Raw genomic sequence first — 26,106 nt, forward strand, 5'->3', positions numbered from 1 at the left:
AACAAAATCGCCAATCTTTGTCGATCATCTTGTGCGATTTCTCCCTTCGGTCGAAATGACAAGATTACGTATAGCTATGCGCATTTAAACATAGCCCGCGGTTTCAACCGCGGGAAACGTATCGTGATTATGCATGAGTTCCTGCGGTTGAAACCGCAGGCTATGTTTGATTTTGATTACGTGGGTATTATTGATTATTTTTCTAAAATCCCTTTTTCAACACTTTCGTTTATCAAACCTTCGGCATAATTCCACAACGATTTTGAACCTTCTTTTATAATGCTTTTTTTCTCGTAAACCTTATTATAGTTTACACCAAACTCTTTCCAGGTTCCGCCGTTGTTAGAAGTATTCTGCAGTAAAGGTTCTAATCTGTCCATAGATCTTGCAAATTTGGCTTCATTCGTTTCTCCAGCTTCAAATTCTTCCCAAATAGCAATTAACTCTTCTGCTTGTTTTTTTGGAAGTAAACCAAAAATTCGATTCGCTGCCAATCGTTCTTCATCTGTATTATCATGACTTTTCACTGTATCATAAATAAAAACATCTCCAGCATCGATTTCTACAATATCATGAATTAAAACCATTTTCACCACTTTCAAAACATCGATTGGTTCATTAGAGTGTTCTGCCAAAACAATTGCCATTAATGCCAAATGCCAGCTGTGTTCGGCATCATTTTCACATCGATCGCTGTTAAACAGCTTCGTTTTACGCTGAATATATTTTACTTTGTCAATTTCTTTTATAAAGGCAATTTGATCTAATAAGTCCGCTGTATTCATATCAATAATTTTCGTCAGTTGTAAAATTACGTAGATTTTTTTTTGCCACCATATAAGTTATATAAGTTCATTTTAGCAAAACGCAAATTACACGACGCCTTAAATTTACTTATATAACTTATATGGTTAAATTTCTATTTTTTACACAAAAATCAAATTTCTGTAACATTAGTCACCTATTTTAAAAGAAAACAGAGTTATCTTTGTATTCCCATTATTTTTCAATACATACCATGAAAATAGAACAAATTTACACCGGATGCCTCGCACAAGGTGCATACTATATAACTTCAAACGGAGAAGCAGCAATTATTGATCCGTTAAGAGAAATCCAACCTTATTTAGATCGTTTAGAACGTGACAATGTTAAACTAAAATACATTTTTGAAACACATTTTCACGCTGATTTTGTTTCCGGACATATCGATTTAAGTAAAGAAACAGAAGCTCCAATTGTTTACGGACCAAATGCTGCCTGCGAATTTGAATGCATTTCTGCAAAAGACGGACAAGAATTTAAACTCGGAAATGTAACCATAAAAGCATTACATACTCCGGGTCATACAATGGAAAGCACGACTTATTTGTTGATTGACCAAGACGGAAAAGATTATGCAATTTTTTCTGGCGATACTTTATTTATAGGCGATGTTGGCCGTCCGGATTTAGCTCAAAAAGCGGAAGGAATGACTCAGGATCAATTGGCCGGAATTTTATTTCATTCTTTAAGAGATAAAATTATGACGCTGAATGATGACGTCATTGTTTATCCTGCGCATGGAGCGGGAAGTGCCTGTGGAAAAAACATGAGTAAAGAAACAGTTTCAACTATTGGAAATCAAAAAGCTACTAATTATGCTTTGCGTGCGGATATGACGGAAGCTGAATTTATTGAAGAAGTAACGGACGGATTATTGCCTCCACCAGCCTATTTCAGCATGAACGTTGCCATGAACAAACAAGGTTACGAAAGTTTTGAAACGGTTTTACATAACGGAATGAAAGCTATTGATGCAAAAGAATTTGAGGCTGTCGCTGAAGAAACCGGAGCTTTAATTTTAGATACACGAAAAAGCGGTGATTTTGCCAAAGGATTTATTCCACAGTCTATTAATATTGGAATCAACGGTGATTTTGCTCCGTGGGTTGGAACTTTAGTTGGTGATGTAAAACAACCTATTATATTAGTAACCGAATTGGGTCTTGAAGAAGAAACGGTTACACGTTTAAGCCGTGTTGGTTTTGATTCGATCATCGGACATTTAGAAGGCGGTTTTGAAGCTTGGGAAAAAGCTGGTTTTGAAATTGATACCGTTAACCGAATTTCTGCAGAACAATTTGCAAATCAATTTAATATCAAAGAAGATAAAGTTATTGACGTTCGTAAAGAAACGGAATACGAAGCAGAACATATTGAAGATGCTTACAGCAAACCTCTTGCTTATATTAATGACTGGGTAAAAGACATTAACCCAAATGAGCATTTTTATCTGCATTGCGCTGGCGGTTACCGCAGTATGATCGCAGCTTCGATTTTACAGGCACGCGGTTTCAGAAATTTTAGCGAAATTGACGGCGGTTTTGGAGCGATTTCCAAAACCAATATTCCAAAATCAGATTTTGTCTGCCAAAGTAAGGTTCTAAAATAGATTTTGCCACAGATTAAAATGATTAACACAGATTAAAATTAAATATAAATTAGCAGGCAGACTTTACAGATAAAAAAGAAATCCTTTTGAATCTGTGAAATCTGTGGCAAAAAAACTAACAAATGAATATACTGGAAATTATTCAAGAGCCTTGGCCTTGGTACGTTGCTGGTCCTTTAATCGGATTGACTGTTCCTATTTTATTGATTATCGGAAATAAATCTTTCGGGATTAGTTCTTCGCTTCGTCATATTTGTGCGGCTTGTATTCCGGCGAATATTTCATTTTTTAAATACGACTGGAAAAAAGAAAGCTGGAATTTATTTTTTGTTTTGGGAATATTTCTTGGCGGTGTTATTGCTGCTTACTTTCTTTCAAACCCAAATGACGTTCAAATTACTTCAGAACTTTCACAGCAATTATCATCTTACGGAATAACAGATCATTCTGGTTTAGTTCCTTCGCAATTATTTTCGTGGGAAAGTTTATTAACCCTTCGCGGATTCATCATGATTGTTGTTGGCGGATTTTTGGTTGGTTTCGGAACACGTTACGCGGGCGGATGCACAAGCGGACACGCCATAATGGGATTATCAAATTTACAATGGCCGTCTCTTATTGCTACAATCTGTTTTATGATTGGCGGTTTTGTAATGTCACTTTTGATTTTACCTTATATTCTTTCACTTTAAAATTTCAAAAATGAGCAATTTAGAAAATAAAAATACTGACGGAGAAGGAATCAATGCAAGTCATAAAAAAGAATCAGGATTCGCTAATATTAAATATTTAATCGTCGGAATCTTTTTCGGGATTGTATTTGTAAAAGCCGAAATCATCAGTTGGTTTCGCATTCAGGAAATGTTTCATCTGCAGTCATTCTTTATGTATGGCGTAATTGGAAGCGCAGTTGCTGTGGGTGTTATCTCGGTTTTCATCATTAAAAAATTCAACATTAAAACGCTTCAGGGCGAGAAAATCGAAATTCAGCCAAAGACTTTCAGCAAAGGACAAATCTATGGCGGATTACTATTTGGTTTTGGATGGGCGATTACCGGAGCTTGTCCGGGTCCCCTTTTCGCTCAAATTGGAACTGGTGCAACTGTAATTATTGTGACTTTATTAAGTGCTATTGCAGGAACCTGGTTTTATGGTTTGATTAAAGACAAACTTCCTCATTAAAATTTGTTTCAGGTTTCAGGTTTAAAGTTGATTTAACCGCGAAGCACGCAAAGTTCGCAAAGTTTATTTATAAAGCTTTGCGAACTTTGCGCTTTATAATAGTCTTGTTTCTAAAAAAACTTGCGCGCTTTGCGGTTAAATGTATTCAACATTAATCAACTTGAAACAAACTTTAACAACTAAGATATTTCTTCATCTAAATCTAATTTCGTTTCGTTAAGTTTGCTTTAAACAATGAATCCCAAAAAATAGAATATAATATATGAACCGTTCAGAACAACTATTGATATTAAAGAACACTGAAAAATGGGATGTAATTGTAATTGGAGGCGGAGCCAGCGGTTTAGGAACTGCTCTTGATGCTGCAAGCAGAGGATACAAAACAATTTTACTTGAAGCAGTTGATTTTGCAAAAGGAACTTCGAGCAGAAGCACTAAACTGATTCATGGTGGTGTGCGTTATCTGGAACAAGGAAATATTCACTTGGTCATAGAAGCACTTAAAGAAAGAGGTTTAATAGCTAAAAATGCAGGTCACTTAGTCAAAAACCAATCTTTTGTGATTCCAAATTACAATTGGTGGAGCACTTTCATATATACTATTGGGTTAACTGTTTATGATTTATTGGCCGGACGTTTAAGTTTAGGCCGCTCCAAATATATTTCTAAGAAAAAAACAATCGAAATGCTTACTAACGTAGAAGAAGCTGGTTTGCTAAATGGCGTTATTTACCATGATGGACAATTTGATGATTCGCGTTTAGCCATTAATATTGCTCAGACTGCTGCAGAAAAAGGAGCTTGCATTTTAAACTATACAAAAGTTGTAAATTTAATAAAAGACAATAAAAACCAAGTTATTGGTGTTGAAGTAGAAGATCAGGAAACTGGGGATAAATACAATTTAAAAGGTGCTGCAATTATAAATGCTACGGGAGTATTTACAAATGCCATAATGAAACTAAACGATACTGTTTATAAAAAATATATTGTTCCGAGCCAAGGGATTCATCTTGTGTTTGATAAATCTTTTTTACCCGGAGATCATGCTTTGATGATTCCAAAAACAAGTGACGGACGAGTTTTATTTGCAGTACCCTGGCATAACCGAATTGTAGTAGGCACAACAGATACTTTAATTAAAAAACAAAGTTTAGAACCCGTTGCTTTAGAAAGCGAAATCAAATTTGTATTAGAAACAGCCCAGCACTTTTTAGCAAAAAAACCTACCAGAGCAGATGTTTTATCGGTTTTTGCAGGTTTACGACCTTTGGCTGCACCCGAAGAAGAGGGCAAAAAAACCAAGGAAGTTTCCAGAAGCCATAAAATTATTGTATCAGAAACTGGTTTAATAACTATTACAGGAGGAAAATGGACAACATACAGAAAAATCGCCGAAGACATTATAAACAAAGCAATTACTATTGGCAAACTGCCTAAAAAATCATGTGTTACAGAACATCTTCCCATTCATGGAAATAAAACTACGACGACTTTAGATCGAGAAAATCATTTGTATATCTATGGTTCAGACATTCCTAGCATAATCGAATTACAACAAAACAATCCTGAATTAAACGAAAAAGTACATCCTGATCACGAATTTACTATGGCAGAAGTGCTTTGGGCGATTCGATATGAAATGGCAAGAACTGTAGATGATATTTTAGCCAGACGTGTTCGTTTATTGTTTTTAGATGCAAGAGCCGCCATTCAATCTTCAGAAAAAGTAGCAAAACTGCTTGCAAAAGAGCTTGGACATGATGAAAACTGGATAAATGACGAAGTTTTAAATTTCAAAAAAACTACAAAGGGCTTTCTTTTGTCCGAATTTCAATAAATCTTTTTTAAATTCGATAAATTTGATAGAATTTATAACGACAAGTTTAATTTTTAGTTAAATATTTAAAAATCAATATTTTGAAACTAAAAAATATACTATTTTTATTCTAACTTTTTCCATTCAGAATTGATGTCATTTTGAATTAACAAAAAATTAACATGACATTTGTATATACAACTATTAAAACTTCTACATTTGTATATACAAATTATACACTTACGACTATGACAATTGAAGAGGTTATTAAAAGTACAGTTAAGATGGATAATGCGAAAAAAGTTATTCTAAATATCATGTACACACAAAATGTGATTCAGGATCATTTCAGCGAGTTGATGAAACCGTATGATTTATCCGGAGAGCAATATAATGTATTGCGTATATTAAGAGGACAAAAAGGAAAACCTGCTAATATGTGTGTGATACAGGAACGTATGCTGGCTAAGACAAGTAATACAACCCGATTAGTAGATAAATTATTGCTGAAAGATTTAGTAACAAGAAATGTCTGTCCGGGAAACCGACGCAAAATTGAAGTTTTGATTACACAGAAAGGATTAGATATTTTAAAAGAGTTAGACCCAAAGGTAGATGAGCACGAGCGTTTGTTTGCCGAGAATATAAGCCAAGAAGAATTAGAATTATTAAACACATTATTAGAAAAATACCGAACCCAACAAAATTAAAATTATGAGTACATTATTAGATAATTTAAACTGGAGATATGCAACTAAAAAATATGATGCATCTAAAAAAGTATCTTCAGCAGATTTAAACACTATAAAAGAAGCTGTTAGATTAAGCGCTTCTTCATACGGATTACAACCTTACAGAGTTGTTATTGTAGAAAATCCGGAAATTAGAGAACAATTAAAAGCTGCTGCTTACGGACAAACACAACTTACAGATGCTTCGCAAATTTTTGTATTTGCAAATGATGTAAATCTTGGAGCACATTCTGTAGATAGCTATATCAACAATATCAGCGAAACAAGAGGTATTCCTGCTGATGCTTTGGCTGGATTTGGTGATATGATGAAAGGTACAGTTGCAAACTTATCTGATGATGCTAAAAATACTTGGACAGCAAAACAAACTTATATTGCTTTAGGAACTTTATTAGCTGCAGCTTCTGAATTAAAAATTGATGCTACTCCTATGGAAGGTTTCAATGCAGCAGAATTCAACAAAATCTTAGGTTTTGACAAACTTGGCCTAAGTGCTACAGTAATTGCTGCTGTAGGTTACAGACATACTGAGGATGATACTCAGCATTTTAAAAAAGTTAGAAAATCTAACGAGGAATTATTTATCACTATATAATTATTATTAATCAAATTCAATTTTACAACATGAAAAATTTAAAGACAATTGCAATTGCATTATTCGTAGCAGCAGCTGGTATCTCAGTAAACGCACAAACTAAAAAAATCGACGTAAAAGCGTCTACTATCAAATGGGTAGGTAAAAAAGTAACTGGAGAGCACTCTGGAACAGTAAACTTTAAAGAAGGAGCTGTAGTTTTCAAAGGAAAAAAATTAGTTGGAGGAAGCTTTACTGTTGATATGACTTCATTAACTTCTACAGATTTAACTGGAGAATACCAAGGTAAATTAAACGGTCACTTAAAAGCTGAAGATTTCTTTGGAACTGATAAATTCCCAACTTCAAAATTAGTTTTCAAAACTATTGGTGCTAAATCAACTGACGTTTACACTGTAACTGCTGATTTAACTATTAAAGGGATCACAAAACCAGTAACTTTTGATATCACTGTAAGTGGAAACACTGCTACAACTGCATTTAAAGTTGACAGAACTAAATATGATATTAAATACGGTTCTGGAAGTTTCTTCGAAGGTTTAGGAGACAAAACTATCAGCGACGAATTCGAATTAACAGTAGCTTTAAAATTCTAATTTTAGGCTTCCCTAATTCATATATAAGAAAAACCCCAATAGTTGATTCTATTGGGGTTTTTCTTTTTTATTTCTTTTCAAAATGATAACATTCTTAACGATAAAATAACGCTTTCATAATAACTATCCCCGTATTGATTAACATTCGGGCTCTAATTTTGAGGAAATTAAAAATCCAAAACTAGAAATTAAAATTATAGTTATGAAAACAAAAATACGTGTTATAATAATTACACTTCTAAGCACTTTTTTACTTCAAGCTCAACAACAAACAAAAGGAATAATCGGTACTAATAACTGGATGAACAATTGGACCAATTTTAATCCGGCAAAAATGGAATACAGCGAAGCGACCAACATAATTGCAGGAACAATTGATAAAGATACCAGATTAGTAAAACGAAATACATATCAATTAGTAGGTATTGTTTACGTGACAAACAATGCAACTTTAACTATCGAACCCGGGACTGTAATACGAGGCGATGATAAAACCTGCGGAACTCTTGTTATTTCAAATGGTGCAAAAATTGTAGCCGAAGGTTTAGAAACAGATCCAATCATTTTTACTTCAAACAAAGAAATTGCAGACAGACGTCCAGGTGATTGGGGCGGAATTATCATTTTAGGAAAAGCGCCAATTAATTTTCTTGGCGGACTTCACACACTTCCTTTTACTTTAGATCCAATAATAAATCATTATGGAGGTCAGGATGCCGAAGATAATTCAGGAATTTTAAAATATGTTCGAATAGAATTTGCCGGTAGAAAATTGAGCTCTGAAAAAGAACTTAACGGACTTTCATTGGCTGGAGTTGGAAGGAAAACAATATTAAGCAATATCCAGATCAGTTTTTCAAACGACGATTCTTTTGAATGTTATGGCGGAGATTTGAATATGAATAACCTAATTTCATACAGAACAACTGATGATGATTTCGATTTTACGCAAGGTGCGCAAATTAGCATCAGCAACAGTATTGCTATTCGTCATCCTTTTTCATCAGATATCTCTGGTTCAAGATGTTTTGAAGTCGATTCGTACGACAAGATTCAAAATACGGATATGAGTAAAAAAATGACAAAAATCACTGCAAGTAATATCACTTTAGTAAATCTTGAAGAAAATAACCAAGGTTTGGTTAGAGAATCTGTTCATATTAGAGAAAACACTTTTTTTAGTTTAACCAACAGTATTGTTTCTGGTTTTTCCCCTTTTGTTTTATTAGAAAGCAATATTGGAGATGGAAATGATAACTTATCAAAAATGAGTTTCAAAAACATAATTGTAAACAATTGCAATGGCGGAATTACAAGTGAATCATCTAGTTCTGATGTCACAATTCAAAATTATTACAACCCAAATTCTGGAATAGAATACTCAAAATACAAAAACAGTGAGTTGTTTACAATGCCAAATATTAAAGGAAATCCAGATTTTAGAGCAAATGTAAACAATACGATTGCGATTGGAAATTAAGGCCTTAAGCAGGTTTTAGAATTTAAAATTTAACAAATTTCGAAAATTAGAAAAGTTTTTTTTGAAATTTTATGTATTCTAATTCAAATTACATTTATATCTTTGTCACATCAAAATAAAGAAATGAAAACATTAATAAACAATACTTGGTGGTGGAACAATTTACGTCAAACGTCGTGAACTAAGCTTCCTATGGTATTTTCAAAACTATAAACAAAAAGGGCTTGTCATCACGACAAGCCTTTTTTTTTTGGTCGAAACTTTAGCAGAAAAATATTAAAAACTAAAAAACAACATACTTTGAAACCTTTTATACTCAACACACATTACAAACAAATCTTGGCAGACACCATTACGCCGGTTAGTATATATTTTAAAATAAGAGATAAATTTCCAAATAGTTTATTATTAGAAAGTAGTGATTATCACGGAAATGACAACAGTTTCTCTTACGTTTGCTGCAACCCGATTGCAACGATTAAGATTGAAAACGAAACGATTTCAAAAACTTTCCCTGACGGAACTTCGGAACAGACTAAAATTGATGCTTCAACAAATATTCCGGAAGTAATTCAGGAATTCTCAAGCCAATTTCAATCGGAGAAAAACGATTTTAAATTCATCAATAACGGATTATTCGGATACATTTCTTACGATGCAGTTCGTTATTTTGAAAAAGTTTCAATTGCTAAAAAAGACAATGCAACTTCAATTCCAGATGTTTTTTATGCCGTTTATCAAAACATCATCGCCATCAATCACTTTAAAAATGAAGCATACATTTTCTGCCACAGCGTTGATGGAACAAACAACATTGCTGAAATTGAACAATTACTTCAGTCTAGAAATATTGCTTCATACAAATTTTCAAAAGAAGGCGAAGGTTTCTCTAATTTAACCGACGAAGAATTCAAGCACAATGTAGCTTTAGCAAAAAAACACTGTTTCCGTGGAGACGTTTTTCAGTTAGTTTTATCTCGTCGTTTTACACAAGGTTTTAAAGGTGACGAATTTAATGTTTACAGAGCCTTAAGAAGCATCAATCCATCTCCTTACCTATTCTTTTTTGATTATGGAGATTTCAAAATATTTGGGTCTTCGCCCGAAGCACAAATTATCGTAAAAAACAGAAAAGCCGAAATTCACCCCATCGCAGGAACTTTCAAAAGAACTGGAAATGACGAACGTGATGCGCTTTTAGCCAAGGAACTTTCTGAAGATAAAAAAGAAAACAGTGAACATGTAATGCTTGTCGATTTGGCAAGAAACGATTTAAGCAGAAATGGTCACGATGTAAATGTGGAGAAATACAGAGAAGTTCAGTTTTTCTCGCACGTAATTCACTTGGTTTCTAAAGTAACAGGGCATTTACATGAAAAAGCTACCACTATGCAGGTTGTTGCCGATACTTTCCCAGCCGGAACTTTAAGCGGCGCACCAAAACACAGAGCCATGCAATTGATTGAAGATTACGAAAAAACAAATCGTAATTTCTACGGAGGCGCAATTGGTTTCATGGATTTTAACGGAAACTTTAACCATGCGATTATGATTCGAACTTTCCTTAGTAAAAACCATCAATTGCATTGTCAGGCCGGCGCCGGAATCGTAGCAAGTTCTGACGAAGAAAGCGAGATGCAGGAAGTGTATAATAAATTAAGAGCATTGAATACAGCGCTTGAAATGGCGGAGAAGATATAGATTTTCAGTCGCAGTTTTCAGTCACAATGACACAGAATGATCAGCGATGTCTCCCGAGGTTGAAACCTCGGGCAATGTTTGAAAAGCAAACTATAAAAGGAATACTATATAAACATAGCCAACGGTTTCAACCGTTGGAGACAAAGATTGGTAAAACCTAAAACAATTAACAAACAAAGAATAAAACCATAAAAACCATGAAAAAAGCATTATCAATTTTAGTTTTAATCATTACCATAATTTCATGTAATTCGGAAAAAAAAGAGAATCCAATTAAAGGAACCTGGCGTCTGATATCAGCAGAAACGACAGAAAAAGATTCAACGTTCTCGACTTTCAATCCAAAAACAAAAATGATTAAAATTATAAATGATACACATTTTGCTTTTTTCAATCATGATTTAAATAATGGCAAAGATTCAACAAATGCAGTATTCTTTGGCGGAGGCGGAAAATACACTTTAAAGGATAGTGTTTATACAGAGAATTTGGAGTATTTCAATAACCGTCAATGGGAAAATGGAAAATTTGAGTTTGTAGTAAAAATCAAAAACGACACTTTAACTCAAAAAGGAGTTGAAAAAGTAGAAAAATTAGGAATCGATAGAATTATTACTGAAAAGTACGTTCGAGAAAAATAAAAGAAAATTTAGTTTCAGGTTTTCTTTGTTTCAAGTTTCAAGTTGTTGAAACGTGAAAACTGAAACCTGAAACTTGAAACAAAAACACACAATGAAAAAAATATTAGTTATAGACAATTACGATAGTTTCACTTATAATTTAGTACACTATCTGGAAGATTTAAACTGCGAAGTAACGGTTTACAGAAATGACGAATTCGAAATAGACGAAATCGCTTCTTTCGATAAAATATTACTTTCTCCAGGCCCTGGAATTCCTGATGAAGCAGGTTTATTAAAAGCTGTTATCGAAAAATATGCACCAACAAAAAGCATTCTTGGCGTTTGTTTAGGACAGCAAGCAATTGGGGAAGTTTTTGGCGGAACACTTTCTAACCTTGATAAAGTTTATCACGGCGTTTCGACAAATGTAAAAACAGTCGTTTCAGACGAAACTTTATTTGAAGGTCTAGGAAACGAATTCGAAGTTGGAAGATATCATTCGTGGGTTGTAGACAGCAATTTACCTGAAGTTTTGGAAGCAACTTCAATTGACGAAAACGGACAGATTATGTCATTAAGACACAAAAAATTTGATGTAAGAGGCGTTCAGTTTCACCCTGAAAGTGTTTTAACTCCAAAAGGAAAAAGGATTTTAGAGAATTGGATTAAGAGTTGATTTTTGTTTCAAGTTTCACGTTTCAGGTTGTTGGAACGTGAAACTTGAAACCTGAAACAAAACCTTAGCATCTCAGAACCTTAGCAACTTAGAATCTTAAAAAAAAAATGAAAACTATATTAAACAAATTAATCAATCACGAAGTGCTTTCTAAAGAAGAAGCAAAAGACGTTTTGATTAATATATCAACAGGTCAATACAATCCGAGTCAGATTTCGGCATTTTTGACCGTATTTATGATGCGAAGCATTACGATCGATGAACTTTCGGGATTTCGTGAAGCTTTATTAGAATTATGTGTTCGCGTTGATTTATCAGCGTACAATACAATCGATTTATGCGGAACAGGCGGTGACGGAAAAGACACTTTCAATATCTCGACTTTAGCTTCTTTTATTTCAGCTGGAGCTGGAATTAAAGTTGCCAAACACGGAAATTACGGAGTTTCTTCTATTTCTGGATCGAGTAACGTAATGGAAAAAATGGGAATTAAATTCAGTAATGATCCTTCGTTTTTAGAAAAATGTATCGACAAAGCCGGAATTTGTGTTTTGCACGCTCCCCTATTTCACCCGGCTATGAAAAATGTTGGGCCAATCCGTAAAGAATTAGCGGTAAAAACCTTCTTTAATATGCTAGGTCCAATGGTAAATCCATCATTTCCACAAAATCAATTGGTTGGAGTTTTCAATCTTGAATTAGCCAGAATGTATGCTTATTTATATCAAAATACCGATATCAATTTCACCATTTTACATTCGCTTGACGGATATGACGAAATCTCTTTAACAGGTCCAACCAAAACGATAACATCACACATGGAAGGAATGTTGAAACCAGAAGATTTTGGTGTTAGACTTTTATCCCAAACCGAAATTGAAGGCGGAAAAACCATCGAAGAATCGGCAGAGATATTTACGAATATCATTTCTGGAAAAGGAAACGAAGCACAGAATAATGTCGTTTGTGCCAATGCTGCAATGGCAATTGCAACGGTTACAAAATGTTCTCCGCTTGAAGGATTTGAACTGGCAAAAGAAAGTTTATTGTCTGGAAAAGGATTAAAAGCATTGCAGACATTACAGGAATTAAGTAAATAAAAAACAAACACAAATTTCACGAATTAGCACTAATAAATTTGCGTCTTTGTGACTTTGTGGCAAAACAACAACAATGAACATTTTAGATAAAATAATATTTGATAAACAACGAGAAGTCGTTCTCAAGAAATCAATCATTCCGGTTTCTCAATTGGAAGCTTCTGTATTTTTTGGAAAAGAAACGATTTCATTAAGCCAGAAATTAAAAGCAAGTTCGACTGGAATTATTGCAGAACACAAACGTCGTTCTCCTTCAAAATCAGTTATTAATCACAATTTTACAGTTGAAGAAGTGGTAAAAGGTTATGAAAATGCCGGAGCTTGCGGAATCTCGGTTTTAACGGATGGAAAATATTTTGGAGGATCTTTAGACGATTTACTTTTAGCAAGAGCAAGCGTAAATATTCCGCTTTTGCGAAAAGAATTTATTGTCGATGAATACCAAATTTTAGAAGCAAAAGCACACGGAGCCGATTTGATTCTTTTAATCGCAGCAGTTTTAACTCGCGAAGAAATTAAATCTTTATCTGAATTTGCAAAGAATTTAGGTTTAGAAGTTCTTTTAGAAGTTCACAATCAAGAAGAACTGGAAAAATCGATTATGCCGACTTTAGACATGATTGGTGTAAACAACAGAAACCTAAAAACATTCGAAGTAAGTTTAGATTTCAGCAAACAATTAGCATCACAAATTCCAGATGATTTTGTAAAAGTTTCCGAAAGCGGAATTTCATCAATAGAAGCCATTCAGGAACTAAAACCTTACGGTTACAAAGGTTTCTTAATTGGAGAAAATTTCATGAAAACCGATAACGCCGGACAAGCCGCAACAGAGTTCATCAGCAAGCTTGGCCTGTAAAGGTTTGCCACAAAGTCACAAAGGCGCAAATTTAATTTGTGCTCGTTTATAAAAAAATAAACTTAGTGTCTTAGAGCCTTCGTGGCAAAAAAACAAAAAAACTTAGTGTCTTAACGCCTTCGTGGCAAAAATAAATATAAAATGAAACTCAAAATATGCGGCATGAAATATCCCGAAAACATTCTCGAAGTAGGCGCACTCCTACCCGATTATATGGGATTTATTTTCTGGGAAAAATCCGCGCGATATTTTAACGGAACCATTCCTGAACTTATAAAAACAATCAAAAAAGTGGGTGTTTTTGTAAATCAAACACAGGAAGAAATTCTGGAAAAAGTAACAAAATACAATTTGCAAGCCGTTCAGTTACACGGAAATGAAACAGTTGAATTTGTATCGGAACTAAAAAATAATTTGTCAAAAAAAATCGAAATCATTAAAGCATTTTCTGCCGATGAAAATTTCGATTTTGAAGTGATAAAACTTTTCGAGCCAGTCTGCGATTATTTCCTGTTTGATACAAAAGGAAAACTACCAGGCGGCAACGGAACAACATTTGACTGGACGATATTAAAAAAATACAATTCAGATAAACCCTTCTTTTTGAGCGGCGGAATCGGAATTAACGAATTAAAAGCCATTGAAGAAATTTCAAAAAGCAATTTACCCATATATGCTATCGATGTAAATAGTAAATTTGAAATCGAACCAGGGCTGAAAAACAGAAATTTATTTAGCAATTTCAAACGAAAATTTGATGTTGCCAACTTTTAAACTTTAAACAAAATGAGTTTTAACGTCAACGAAAAAGGATATTACGGAGAATTTGGAGGAGCTTACATTCCGGAAATGCTTTATCCAAATGTAGAAGAACTACGCCAAAAATACCTAAGCATAATGGATGAACCAGATTTTAAAGCTGAGTTCAACCAATTGCTAAAGGATTATGTAGGACGCCCAAGTCCGTTGTATTTTGCAAAGCGATTATCTGAAAAATACAACACCAAAGTCTATCTAAAAAGAGAAGATTTAAATCACACCGGAGCGCACAAAGTCAACAATACAATCGGGCAGATTCTATTAGCAAAACGTTTGGGTAAAAAAAGAATTATTGCCGAAACCGGAGCGGGTCAGCACGGCGTTGCAACGGCAACTGTCTGCGCTTTAATGGGAATTGAATGTATCGTTTATATGGGCGAAATTGACATTGCGCGTCAGGCTCCAAATGTGGCTCGTATGAAAATGTTAGGCGCAGAAGTTCGTCCGGCACTTTCGGGTTCAAGAACTTTAAAAGATGCTACAAACGAAGCCATTCGCGACTGGATTAATAATCCGGTTGATACACATTATATTATCGGATCGGCGATTGGACCTCATCCTTATCCAGATATGGTGACGCGTTTTCAGAGTATTATTTCAGAAGAAATAAAATGGCAGTTAAAAGAAAAAGAAGGACGTGAAAATCCTGATTATGTGGTTGCTTGTATTGGCGGCGGAAGTAACGCAGCAGGAACTTATTATCACTTTTTACACGAGCCAGAAGTTGGAATTATTGCTGTTGAAGCTGCCGGAAAAGGTGTCGACAGCGGTCACAGTGCTGCAACAAGTAAATTAGGAAAAGTTGGTGTTATTCACGGTTGTAAAACGCTTTTAATGCAAACGCCAGACGGACAAATTACGGAGCCGTATTCTATTTCTGCAGGATTAGATTATCCTGGAGTTGGGCCTTTGCATGCGCATTTAGCACAAACCGGACGCGGCGAATTTTTCTCTGTTACCGATGATGATGCAATGAATGCTGGTTTGCAATTGACAAAATTAGAAGGAATTATTCCGGCGATTGAAAGTGCACACGCATTTGCAGTTTTAGACCAAAAGAAATTTAAACCTACAGATGTTGTCGTTATTAGTCTTTCTGGCCGTGGCGATAAAGATTTAGATAATTATATTGACTATTTTAAATTGTAATAAAAATCGTAATTTGGGCGTTCCCTACGGTCGGGCTGTCCGCTATATCTTTTTATTTTTAAAGAAAAAATAAAAAGGATGCCGCTCCCATCCCTAACGCAAATAAATAACGAGAAAAAAGTAGATATGGAAAAGTTATTCTCTTACGGAACATTACGATCAAAACAAATTCAAATGCAGGTTTTCAATAAAGTATTAACGGGAACTGCAGACCAGCTTCTTGGATACAAACTAAAAAGCCTTCAAATAGAAGAAGAATTTGGAATGGCTGATTATGTAGTAGCGGTTCCAAGCGATGATCTTTCAGATATTATATATGGGGTTGTTTATACAATTTCAAATACAGATCTGGCTAAAGTAGATATATTTGAATCGAACTCATATAAAAGAGTTCAGGTAAGATTAAAGTCTGGAATACAGGCTTGGATTTATACAGAAAATTAATAATTGACATGATTCTAGCAGCCGCTCAAACAAAACCAACCCGAGGAGATATCGATGTCAATTTATCAGATCATTATCGTCTTATCGAATTGGCTGTAAAAAATAAAGCGCAATTAATTGCATTTCCCGAAATGTCTATTACAGGCTATGAAAGAGAACATGCACAAAAATTAGCTTTCCAGAAAAACGATTCGCGTTTGGATCATTTGAAAAAATTAGCTGTAGAAAATAATATTGTAATTATTGCCGGAGCACCTATTGAAATTGACTCCAATTTGTTTATTGGCGAATTTGTAATTTCTCCGGATAATTCGGTTTCCATTTATACGAAGCAGTTTTTACACGAAGGCGAAGATGACTATTTTCAATCTTCTTTTGATAATAATCCGATTATTTCAATTGAAAATCAAAAGATTTCATTTGCTATTTGTGCCGATATTGATAATCCGCTGCATCCGGAAAATGCCCGTGAAAGAGAAACTGACATTTATATTGCCAGTATTTTCTTTTCACCAAACGGAATTCCGAATGCTTATAGAGACTTGCAAAGTTATGCCGAGAAACATCAAATGAATGTTTTAATGTCAAATTTTAGCGGAGAATCCTGGGGCTCTCCTTCGGCAGGTCAAAGCGCATTTTGGAATAATAAAGGAGAATTAATTGGACAAATGAATGATTCAGATTCCGGATTATTATTGGTTGAAAATCAAAATGATAATTGGACAACTCAAATCATTATTGACTAGCAAAGACTCCTGCAAGGTTTTTAAAACCTTGTAGGTATAAATAAATTACTTAAAAATATAAACACCTACAAGGTTTTGAAAACCTTGCAGGAGAAAAAAGATATTAAAAATGAACAGAATAACTCAAAAATTACAAGAAGATAAAAAGATCCTTTCGATCTATTTTTCTGCGGGATATCCTAACTTAAATGATACCGTGCAGATTATTCAGGATTTAGAAAAAAACGGTGTTGATTTAATCGAAATTGGACTTCCATTTAGTGATCCTTTGGCAGACGGACCAACAATTCAGGCGAGTTCTACACAGGCGCTTCATAACGGAATGACAACTCAAATTCTTTTCGACCAGCTGAAAAACATCCGCGAAAGCGTAAAAATTCCATTGATTATTATGGGATATTTTAATCCGATGTTACAATACGGAGTTGAAGCTTTTTGTCAAAAATGTGCTGAAATTGGAATCGACGGATTAATTATTCCAGATCTTCCGGTTGATGTTTATGCGGAAGAATACAAAGCGATTTTCGAAAAATACGGATTAATTAATGTTTTCCTTATTACGCCTCAAACTTCAGACGAACGTATTCGTTTTATCGACAGCGTTTCCAATGGGTTTATTTATATGGTAAGTTCTGCAAGTGTTACAGGATCTCAATCTGGTTTCGGAAATGTTCAGGAAAGCTATTTCGAAAGAATATCAAATTTGAATTTAAAGAATCCACAAATTGTAGGTTTCGGAATTTCAAATAAAGAAACTTTTAATCAGGCCACTAAATATGCAAAAGGCGCTATTATTGGAAGTGCTTTTATCAAACATTTAAGTGAAAGCGGAAGTGGAAAAATTGAGAAATTTGTTGGAGAGATTCGATAGAATCTAGTCTGTATAATTATTTATCTTTGAATAAAATAAAACAAAATGGATTTAGAAGCTCGTAAAATATCATTTGTTCAGGAATTCCTGAGACTTGAAAATGAAGAGATTGTTACTGGATTAGAAAATTTACTTCATGAAAAAAAAGTAGAATTATTAGATTCTGAAATGAAACCAATGAATATTGATCAATTTAACAATGAAATTGATCAATCAATTAATGACGCTTTTCAAGGAAGAATTGTTTCTGCTAAGATCTAAAATCTAGAATTCAAAAATGGGATTAACGGTTTAGTTGGACTCAATTTGCAGAAAATAAACTTGAAGATATTTTTGAATACTACAAATTTAAAGCTGGTATTAGAATTGCTCAAGTACTTATAAATGGTATAATTGATTCTTCACTAACTTTAGAATTCAATGCATTTGGCGGGCAAAAAGAAGAATTTTTATCAGATAGAATTCAATACTTCAGGTATTTAATTTTTAAAAATTACAAAATAATATATTGGATTGATGAAACTCGAAACATCGTTTTCATCTCAAACATTTTCGACACAAGACAAAATCCTGATAAACTTAAATTAGGAAAATAATTTCATTTTCAAAAAGCTGAAATACTAAGTGTTTCAGCTTTTTTTTGCCCCAAATTATCGAAACCGTTTTATGTTAATATTGTGTTAAAATAAAATTAAACAAGTGTTTAAATTAAACAAGTGTTTAATTTTGTATCCGATTAGAAACAATACCATGTCACACATCGAACTAAACGATAAAAAAATTCAGATTCTTAATGTTGCTGAAAAGCTGTTTTCTGAGAAAGGATTTGAGGGGACTTCTATACGAGATATTTCGAAACATGCAAAAATTAATATTGCTATGGTTTCGTATTATTTCGGTTCAAAAGATAAATTACTGGAATCTTTAATCATTCATAAAACAGCCGATTTAAAACTGCAAATCGAAAGTTTACAACACGAAGATCTTCATCCTCTTGATAAAGTCAATAAATTAGTCGAAATTTATATCAATCGAATTAATTGTAACAGAGGGATTTTCAGAGTTTTACATTTCGAACTTAATTCTAAAAAAAGAGAAGAAAGTCTTGCGGCTTTTACAGAGCTGAAAAAGGGAAATCTAAAATCTCTAGAAACGATTATTAAAGAAGGACAGTCAAAAGGGATTTTTAGAAAAGATGTCATAATTCCGTTGATTACACCAACGATTATGGGAACTTTTTTTCATTTCCATATGAACAAATCATTTTTTGAAGAACTCTTAAATCTAAAAACAGAAACGTTATACAACGATTACATTAAAAACAGTCTTACAAAGCACATTCAACAAACTATAAAAGCGCTACTTGTTTATGAAAATTAGTCAATTAATGCTCTTTGGAGTTTTCTTTATAGGAATCTCTTCAATAGAAGCACAAGAAAAAACAAGTTTAACTTTAGATGAAGCCGTAAAAATGGCCTGGGAAAAGAGTAACGAAGTTACGCTTGCCAACACTAAGGTAAACACAAAGAAATATGAATTACAAACGGTTAAGAATAACCAATATCCAGATTTAAAAGTTTCAGGGCAATATCAGCGATTAACAAAAGCTTCGATCGATATGCCAAATCAAGGAGAAAGCGCTTCTTTAGCTTCTCCGGATCGTGCAATGCTTGGAATGGCAAATTTAAGCTTACCACTTTTTGCAGGATTTAAAATCCAAAATAGTATTGACGCTTATGAAAGCTTATACGAAGCTGAAAGCGTTACTGCAGCTAAAACAAAAGAAGATGTTGCCTTAAGAGTAATTACTTATTACACTGCATTATACAAAGCACAAAAAACTTTAGATGTTTTAACAGAAAATCAAAAAAGTGCTAAACAGCGTGTTACTGATTTTATTGAATTAGAGAAAAACGGAATCATTCCAAGAAATGATTTATTGAAAGCACAATTATTGGTTTCAAAAACGCAATTATCTATTGATGAAGCTAATAACAACATCAACAATATCAACTTTTATTTAACGACATTACTTAAATTAGAGCCATCTGTAAAGATTCAGGTTAATGAAGATGATTTCTTCAACTTAAAAACGACTGGTGCTCCTACATCTGATGTTTTGGCACTTGAAAGCAGAAAAGATTTAGAGGCTATTCGTTTGCAGCAAAAAGCTTCAGAAGCTAATGTTAAGATTGCAAAAGCTGCATATTACCCAACAATTTCATTACTTGGAGGTTATACTGCTTTAGATCTTAAAGACATTATTACTGTAAAATATGCTATGAATTTTGGTTTAGGTTTATCTTATGATTTATCTGGAATTCTGAAAAACAGTGCACACGTAAAAGAAGCAGAAAGCAAAGCTCTTGAAGTAAAAAATACGGAAGCTATTATGACGGACCGCATTAAAGTTGAAGTTCAAAAATCTATTGAAGATTATGACTTAGCTATCAATCAAAGTGTGGTTTATGAAGAAGCGTTTCAACAGGCTACAGAAAATTACAGACTTGTAAAAGATAAATTCGACAATGGTCTTGCTGATACCAATGATCTTGTTGAAGCTGATGTTGAGCAGTTAAGCGCAAAAATTAATACTGCTGTAGCAAAAGCAACCATCATCCAAAAATATTACGAATTACTTTCAGTATCAGGACAATTATCACAATCATTCAATCTTTCTAAAATATAATCGAAGCTCTCATGGAAAAGAAAAAGACAAATAAAAAATTCATCATCATACTAACCGTTTTGGTTTTAGTGGGAGGAACTTACGGAATATCAAAATACTTACACTCATTGGCTCACGAAGAAACGGATGATGCTCAAATTGAGAAAAAAATGAACCCAATTATTCCGAGAGTATCAGGATATATCAGCAAAGTGTATGTGAAAGATAATGACTATGTAAAAAAAGGAGATACTTTATTTACTATTGATAAAAGAGATTATCAGTTAAAAATTGATGAAGCAAACGCTGCATTATTAGGAGCTGAAGGTCAATACGAAGCTGCAAAAGCTGATATTGGTAGTGCTTATGCAAGCATTTCAGTTTCAGATGCTCAAATGAGATCTGCTGGTGGTTCTATCGAAAGTGCTAAAATTAGATTGAGACAGCTTACAAACGATTTTAACCGTTACAGCAATTTATATAAAACACATACGATTACAAAACAACAATTTGAACAAGCTCAAACTGCAAAAGATGAAGCTGAAAATCAAGTACGTGTTTTAGAACAACAACAAAGAGCGACTTCTTATCAAAAATCGGTTATTCAGTCAAAATCTAAAGTTTCTGATAAACAAACAGAAGTTGCTGCAGCAAACATCAAAAAAGCAAAAACAATGCTGGATGTTGCTCACTTAAACTTAAGTTATACTGTGGTTACAGCTGCTATTGATGGTCAGGTTTCTAAAGTTGATATTCAGCCGGGACAATTAGTTCAGCCGGGACAATCTTTATTCTACATCATCAACAATACTGAGGCTTGGGTTGTAGCAAACTTCAAAGAAACACAATTGAACAAAATGGTTGTTGGACAAAAAGTAAGTTTAAAAGTTGATGCTTATCCAAACTATGAGTTTAAAGGTACTGTAACTTCATTTTCTCCAGCAACAGGATCACGTTTTTCATTATTACCTCCTGATAATGCTACAGGAAACTTCGTAAAAACAATTCAGAGATTACCAGTAAAAATTAGTTTAGATCAAGCAAACGATCCTGAAAAAGTAAAACTTTTAAGACCGGGAATGAATGTTGACGTAGACGTACATTTAAAATAAATAAATGGCAGCAGCAGTACAAGCAGACGACGATTTAGTAGAATACGGTTACCGACGCGTTATTATTACCATTACGGCAGTACTTTGTGCATTGCTGGAAATTGTAGATACGACGATTGTAAACGTAGCTCTAACAGACATGCGCGGAAGTCTTGGTGCTACCTTGACCGATGTGGCGTGGGTTATTACAGCATACGCAATTGCGAATGTTATTGTAATACCAATGACGAGCTGGTTATCTCAGCAATTTGGAAGACGTAATTATTTTGTGGCTTCTATCATAATATTTACCGTCTGTTCCTTTTTGTGTGGAAATGCCAGTAATATTTGGGAACTTGTTGCCTTCCGATTCGTACAAGGTATGGGTGGTGGAGCTTTACTTGTAACAGCCCAAACGATTATTACAGAAAGTTATCCGGTTGCAAAACGTGGTATGGCGCAGGCAATTTACGGAATGGGTGTAATTGTAGGTCCAACTTTAGGTCCGCCTTTGGGAGGATATTTAGTAGATAATTATTCTTGGCCTTATATCTTTTACATCAATATTCCGCTTGGTATTATCGCTACTATTTTGGCTTTAACTTTCGTAAGAAGTCCGAAATATGGAGAGAAATTAAAAGCAAATCAGGTTGACTGGTGGGGAATTTTCTTGTTGAGCGCCTTTATTGGTTCTTTACAATTCGTTCTTGAACACGGACAGCAAGATGATTGGTTTAACGATTCTCTTATTGTAACTTTAAGTGTTGTGACTGTTTTAGGATTGGTTCTTTTTATTTGGAGAGAGCTGACTTACAAACATCCAATCGTAAACTTGAGTGTTTTAAAAGATGGGAATTTAAGAATTGGAACTGTAATGTGTTTCATTCTTGGTTTCGGTTTATATGGTTCAACGTTAATTATCCCTATTTACACGCAGTCGATTTTAGGATGGACAGCAACTGATGCGGGATTATTATTAATTCCGGGATCTATCACAACGGCGATTATGATGCCATTTGTTGGAAATATGATTCAAAAAGGTGTTCCGCAAGGTTATATGGTTGGAGTTGGATTCTTAGTATTCTTCTTTTTTACCTTTATGATGCAGACTCGTATGACGCCAGATACTGGTGTAGAACATATGTATTGGCCTTTGATTTTAAGAGGAATTGGTCTTGGATTACTTTTCGTTCCAATTACAACACTTTCGCTTTCAACTTTAAAAGGAAAACAAATTGGTGAAGGAGCTGCTTTTACCGGAATGATGCGTCAATTAGGAGGTTCATTTGGTATTGCAATTATTACCACTTTCATTACACGTTTTAGTCAGGAACACAGAGTTGATTTGATTAACAATTTAGATCCTGCAAGATATGATGTTCAACAGCGTATCGCAGGAATGCAAAGAGCGTTTATGTCTAAAGGATATAGCGCAGATGTTGCACTTAAAAAAGCTTATCAGGGAATAGAATATTCAGTATTAAAACAAAGTACTGTTTTGGCTTACATGGATATTTTTATGTACCTGGGAATTATGTTTTTATGCTGTATACCGATTATTCTCTTTATCAAAAAAGGGAAGAACAAGATTAGCGCAGCCGACGCAATGCACTAATAATAATAATTTTATAATACGCAGAAACGCCGAATTCAATTTAGAATTCGGCGTTTATTTTTTTAATTTAACCGCAAAGAGCGCAAAGAATTTATCTTTAAGATGTTTTTTAAAAACGCAAGGTTCGCAAAGCTTTGTGTAAAAACTTTGCGAACCTTGCGTAAATCTTTGCGCTCTTTGCGGTAAAAAACTTAGAATCTTAGTAACTCAGAACCTTAGCACCTTTAAAAAAATCTATCTCGTAAAAACCAAATGATTTCCTTTCGAAAGATTCGCATCAAAATGATATCCTTCGTAATTAAAACCTTTTAAGTCATCAATAGTTTCTGCATTTGTATCAATAATATAACGAACCATCATACCTCTCGCCTTTTTTGCAAAGAAGCTGATCATTTTTAATTTTCCGTCTTTGTAATCTTTGAAATCCGGAGTAATTACAGGAACTTTTAAGGCTTTTACATCAACTGCCGAAAAATATTCGTTACTGGCTAAATTCACGAACAACTCCCCTTTTGTCAATTCTTTATTTAAAGCTTTTGTAACAACGGGTTTCCAAAATTCATGCAGGTTTTTATAATCTCCAACAGGTAATTTTGTTCCCATTTCTAAACGGTACGCCTGCATTAAATCAAGCGGTTTTAAAACGCCGTAAAGTCCAGATAGAATTCTAAGTTTATTTTGAAGAACATCTAATTTTTCTAACGGAATTGAATAAGCATCTAAACCTGTATAAACATCTCCATCAAAAGTATAAACTGCGGGACGGGCATTTTCAACCGTAAATGGTGTTTTCCAGTCTTGGTTTCGTTTCCAGTTTAAATCAGCAAGTTTGTCTGAAATTGACATTAAATGGGATAATTCAGCAGGCTTTTTTCCTTTTAGTATTTTATGAACCTGACGCGCTTCTTTTAAAAATAAAGGTTCAGTATGTTGAGCAGTAGGTAATTCTTTTTCGAAATTCAGTGATTTCGCCGGCGATATAACAATTTTCATTTGTGCATTTTTATATGATTCAAAAATACAAATTGAATTTTTAAAAATATGTTATTGCAATTGATTTGTTTTATTGTTGTATAATTTTTTTTGCCACGAATTTCACGAATTTTCACGAATTATTCTTTCACATAGATTGCGAAGATTTTTGCCACAGATTAAAAAGATTTTCACAGATTTTTTTAATCCTTTTAATCCTTATAATCTGTGACAGAAAAAAAATAATTCGTGAAAATTCGTGTAATTCGTGGCAGCCCTTTCTCAATTCATAAAAATCAACCTGTCAAAATGTGAAATTGTTCAAAAAAGTGAGCGATAGATTATAATAGGGATTTTCTATGTTGTAAATTTGCATGCATTTCATTTCTTCGAAAATTGAAATCATCTTTATTCAAAAATTAGTGAATTCGTGGCTATACAAACAAATTATAAAACTGCTTTACAAAACAAAATCTTCGATATTATTTCGAAAGCTTCTCAGGAATTAAATGTAGACTCTTATGTGATAGGAGGTTTCGTTCGTGATTTGCTTTTAAACCGAGGTTCTAAAAAAGATATCGATGTTGTAGCAGTTGGAAGCGGCATCGAATTAGCGCTTAAAGTTTCTAGTTTATTACCAAACAAACCAAAAGTTCAGGTTTTTAAAACTTACGGAACTGCAATGCTTCGTTTTGAAGATACCGATATTGAATTTGTGGGTGCCCGAAAAGAATCTTATAATTTCGACAGCCGAAATCCGATTGTAGAAAACGGGACGCTTCAGGATGATCAAAATCGTCGTGATTTTACGATTAACGCTTTGGCTTTATCTCTAAATAAAAACAACTTCGGAGATCTTTTAGATCCGTTTAATGGATTGGCGCATTTAGAAAGTAAAACAATCAAAACACCTTTAGATCCGGATATTACCTATTCTGATGATCCGCTGCGAATGCTTCGAGCGATTCGTTTTGCCACGCAGTTGAATTTTGAAATTGAAGAAAATTCTTTGAATGCGATTACCAAAAATGCTGATCGTATCAAGATTATTTCAGGCGAAAGAATTGTAGACGAATTAAACAAAATTCTTTCTACACCAAAACCGTCAACCGGATTTTTACTTTTATACAAAACCGGACTTTTAGATTTAATCTTACCTGAATTAACTGCATTGAATCAGGTAGAAGAAATTGAAGGTCATACACATAAAAACAACTTTTACCATACACTTGAAGTAGTTGACAACATTTGCCCAAATACGGATGATGTTTGGTTACGTTGGTCAGCTTTATTGCATGATATTGGAAAAGCGCCCACAAAACGTTTCAACAAAAAACAAGGCTGGACTTTTCACGGACATGAATTTTTGGGTGGAAAAATGGCTAAAAAGATATTCGAACGTTTACATATGCCGTTGAATCACAAAATGAAATTTGTGCAAAAAATGGTTATCATGAGTTCACGTCCGATTGTTTTGGCACAGGATATTGTAACCGACAGCGCAGTTCGTCGTTTAGTTTTTGATGCTGGTGAAGATGTTGAGGATTTAATGACATTATGTGAAGCTGATATTACGACCAAAAACCCAGCGAAGTTTAAGAAATATCATAAAAACTTTGAAATTGTTCGCAAGAAAATTGTTGAAGTTGAAGAACGCGATCACGTTCGTAATTTTCAGCCGCCGATTTCCGGTGAAGAAATTATGGAAATGTTCGATTTGAAGCCTTCTCGTGAAATTGGAGTTTTAAAAGAAGCTGTAAAAGAAGCTATTTTAGAAGGTGATATTCCGAATGAATATCAGGCTGCGTATGATTTTGTGATTAAAAGAGCTGCGAAGTTAAACTTAACTCTTAAGAAATAGTATGGATCTTTTAGGTGGAATTTTTATATCTATATTATTGCTAATAATTATTT

General features: G+C 33.9%; 26 protein-coding genes and 1 pseudogene. 25 read left to right on the top strand and 2 right to left on the bottom strand.

Annotation, left to right across the window (positions count from 1 at the left end):
* Positions 1-194 precede the first annotated feature (194 nt).
* The gene (locus B3C18_RS11835) at positions 195-785 is read right to left on the bottom strand and encodes an HD domain-containing protein (RefSeq protein WP_291146907.1); all 591 of its coding nucleotides are present in this window, start codon (positions 783-785) and stop codon (positions 195-197) included.
* A gap of 233 nt (positions 786-1,018) precedes the next feature.
* Here B3C18_RS11835 and B3C18_RS11840 point away from each other — a divergent pair, with 233 nt between their 5' ends.
* From B3C18_RS11840 to B3C18_RS11950, 24 genes and pseudogenes are all read left to right on the top strand, one after another.
* Positions 1,019-2,434, top strand: a complete 1,416-nt coding sequence (locus tag B3C18_RS11840; RefSeq protein WP_291146909.1) for an MBL fold metallo-hydrolase — start codon at positions 1,019-1,021, stop codon at positions 2,432-2,434.
* 122 nt (positions 2,435-2,556) lie between these two features.
* Positions 2,557-3,126 (top strand): YeeE/YedE family protein, encoded by a 570-nt coding sequence (locus tag B3C18_RS11845; RefSeq protein ID WP_414655347.1) that lies wholly within the window; start codon positions 2,557-2,559, stop codon positions 3,124-3,126.
* A 10-nt stretch (positions 3,127-3,136) separates the two neighbouring features.
* Positions 3,137-3,616 (top strand): DUF6691 family protein, encoded by a 480-nt coding sequence (locus B3C18_RS11850; RefSeq protein ID WP_291146911.1) that lies wholly within the window; start codon positions 3,137-3,139, stop codon positions 3,614-3,616.
* A gap of 262 nt (positions 3,617-3,878) precedes the next feature.
* Positions 3,879-5,456, top strand: coding sequence for a glycerol-3-phosphate dehydrogenase/oxidase (locus B3C18_RS11855; RefSeq protein ID WP_291146913.1), 1,578 nt, complete (start codon positions 3,879-3,881; stop codon positions 5,454-5,456).
* A 227-nt stretch (positions 5,457-5,683) separates the two neighbouring features.
* Entirely contained in the window at positions 5,684-6,145 is a 462-nt protein-coding gene (locus tag B3C18_RS11860; protein ID WP_180858039.1) for a MarR family winged helix-turn-helix transcriptional regulator, read from the top strand.
* Between the two features lie 4 nt (positions 6,146-6,149).
* The gene (locus tag B3C18_RS11865; protein ID WP_180858037.1) at positions 6,150-6,782 is read left to right on the top strand and encodes an NAD(P)H-dependent oxidoreductase; all 633 of its coding nucleotides are present in this window, start codon (positions 6,150-6,152) and stop codon (positions 6,780-6,782) included.
* Positions 6,783-6,811: 29 nt separating this feature from the next.
* Positions 6,812-7,378: a YceI family protein gene (locus tag B3C18_RS11870; RefSeq protein WP_291146915.1), complete on the top strand. Its 567-nt coding sequence runs from the start codon at positions 6,812-6,814 to the stop codon at positions 7,376-7,378.
* Positions 7,379-7,580: 202 nt separating this feature from the next.
* Positions 7,581-8,858, top strand: coding sequence for a hypothetical protein (locus B3C18_RS11875; protein ID WP_291146917.1), 1,278 nt, complete (start codon positions 7,581-7,583; stop codon positions 8,856-8,858).
* Between the two features lie 300 nt (positions 8,859-9,158).
* Positions 9,159-10,559, top strand: a complete 1,401-nt coding sequence (locus B3C18_RS11880; protein ID WP_291146918.1) for an anthranilate synthase component I family protein — start codon at positions 9,159-9,161, stop codon at positions 10,557-10,559.
* 197 nt (positions 10,560-10,756) lie between these two features.
* Entirely contained in the window at positions 10,757-11,200 is a 444-nt protein-coding gene (locus B3C18_RS11885) for a hypothetical protein (RefSeq protein WP_291146920.1), read from the top strand.
* Positions 11,201-11,291: 91 nt separating this feature from the next.
* Positions 11,292-11,858 (top strand): anthranilate synthase component II, encoded by a 567-nt coding sequence (locus B3C18_RS11890; RefSeq protein WP_180858025.1) that lies wholly within the window; start codon positions 11,292-11,294, stop codon positions 11,856-11,858.
* A gap of 107 nt (positions 11,859-11,965) precedes the next feature.
* Entirely contained in the window at positions 11,966-12,958 is a 993-nt protein-coding gene (gene trpD, locus B3C18_RS11895) for an anthranilate phosphoribosyltransferase (protein ID WP_291146923.1), read from the top strand.
* Between the two features lie 73 nt (positions 12,959-13,031).
* Positions 13,032-13,817 (top strand): indole-3-glycerol phosphate synthase TrpC, encoded by a 786-nt coding sequence (gene trpC, locus B3C18_RS11900; RefSeq protein WP_291146925.1) that lies wholly within the window; start codon positions 13,032-13,034, stop codon positions 13,815-13,817.
* A gap of 141 nt (positions 13,818-13,958) precedes the next feature.
* Positions 13,959-14,591 carry a phosphoribosylanthranilate isomerase gene (locus tag B3C18_RS11905; RefSeq protein WP_291146927.1) on the top strand — a complete coding sequence of 211 codons (633 nt, stop codon included), beginning with the start codon at positions 13,959-13,961 and terminating at the stop codon, positions 14,589-14,591.
* A 12-nt stretch (positions 14,592-14,603) separates the two neighbouring features.
* The gene (gene trpB / locus B3C18_RS11910) at positions 14,604-15,785 is read left to right on the top strand and encodes a tryptophan synthase subunit beta (protein WP_132989783.1); all 1,182 of its coding nucleotides are present in this window, start codon (positions 14,604-14,606) and stop codon (positions 15,783-15,785) included.
* A gap of 126 nt (positions 15,786-15,911) precedes the next feature.
* Positions 15,912-16,229 carry a gamma-glutamylcyclotransferase family protein gene (locus tag B3C18_RS11915; RefSeq protein ID WP_053473894.1) on the top strand — a complete coding sequence of 106 codons (318 nt, stop codon included), beginning with the start codon at positions 15,912-15,914 and terminating at the stop codon, positions 16,227-16,229.
* 8 nt (positions 16,230-16,237) lie between these two features.
* On the top strand, positions 16,238-16,975 hold the full coding sequence (locus B3C18_RS11920; RefSeq protein WP_291146932.1) for a carbon-nitrogen hydrolase family protein: 738 nt from the start codon (positions 16,238-16,240) through the stop codon (positions 16,973-16,975).
* A 109-nt stretch (positions 16,976-17,084) separates the two neighbouring features.
* Positions 17,085-17,846, top strand: coding sequence for a tryptophan synthase subunit alpha (trpA, locus tag B3C18_RS11925; protein ID WP_291146934.1), 762 nt, complete (start codon positions 17,085-17,087; stop codon positions 17,844-17,846).
* Between the two features lie 45 nt (positions 17,847-17,891).
* Positions 17,892-18,107, top strand: a complete 216-nt coding sequence (locus B3C18_RS11930; protein WP_291146936.1) for a hypothetical protein — start codon at positions 17,892-17,894, stop codon at positions 18,105-18,107.
* Positions 18,108-18,151: 44 nt separating this feature from the next.
* Positions 18,152-18,442, top strand: a pseudogene (locus tag B3C18_RS26035) (type II toxin-antitoxin system RelE/ParE family toxin); the annotation flags it as partial.
* A gap of 154 nt (positions 18,443-18,596) precedes the next feature.
* Positions 18,597-19,226, top strand: coding sequence for a TetR/AcrR family transcriptional regulator (locus B3C18_RS11935; RefSeq protein WP_056202022.1), 630 nt, complete (start codon positions 18,597-18,599; stop codon positions 19,224-19,226).
* Complete coding sequence (locus tag B3C18_RS11940; RefSeq protein ID WP_291146939.1) at positions 19,216-20,535, top strand: TolC family protein; 1,320 nt, start codon at positions 19,216-19,218, stop codon at positions 20,533-20,535. Before B3C18_RS11935 ends, B3C18_RS11940 begins: the two co-directional genes overlap by 11 nt.
* 11 nt (positions 20,536-20,546) lie before the next feature.
* Complete coding sequence (locus B3C18_RS11945; protein ID WP_256635719.1) at positions 20,547-21,626, top strand: HlyD family secretion protein; 1,080 nt, start codon at positions 20,547-20,549, stop codon at positions 21,624-21,626.
* A 4-nt stretch (positions 21,627-21,630) separates the two neighbouring features.
* Entirely contained in the window at positions 21,631-23,220 is a 1,590-nt protein-coding gene (locus B3C18_RS11950) for an MDR family MFS transporter (protein WP_053473886.1), read from the top strand.
* Between the two features lie 234 nt (positions 23,221-23,454).
* Here B3C18_RS11950 and yaaA read toward each other — a convergent pair whose 3' ends face one another.
* Positions 23,455-24,213, bottom strand: coding sequence for a peroxide stress protein YaaA (gene yaaA / locus B3C18_RS11955; protein WP_291146942.1), 759 nt, complete (start codon positions 24,211-24,213; stop codon positions 23,455-23,457).
* Between the two features lie 409 nt (positions 24,214-24,622).
* On the opposite strand from yaaA, the gene B3C18_RS11960 reads away from it, so the two are divergent.
* The gene (locus B3C18_RS11960) at positions 24,623-26,053 is read left to right on the top strand and encodes a CCA tRNA nucleotidyltransferase (protein ID WP_291146944.1); all 1,431 of its coding nucleotides are present in this window, start codon (positions 24,623-24,625) and stop codon (positions 26,051-26,053) included.
* Positions 26,054-26,106: the final 53 nt, after the last annotated feature.

This window comes from Flavobacterium sp. UBA7680, from assembly GCF_002482975.1.
In the GTDB taxonomy this organism is placed as follows: domain Bacteria; phylum Bacteroidota; class Bacteroidia; order Flavobacteriales; family Flavobacteriaceae; genus Flavobacterium.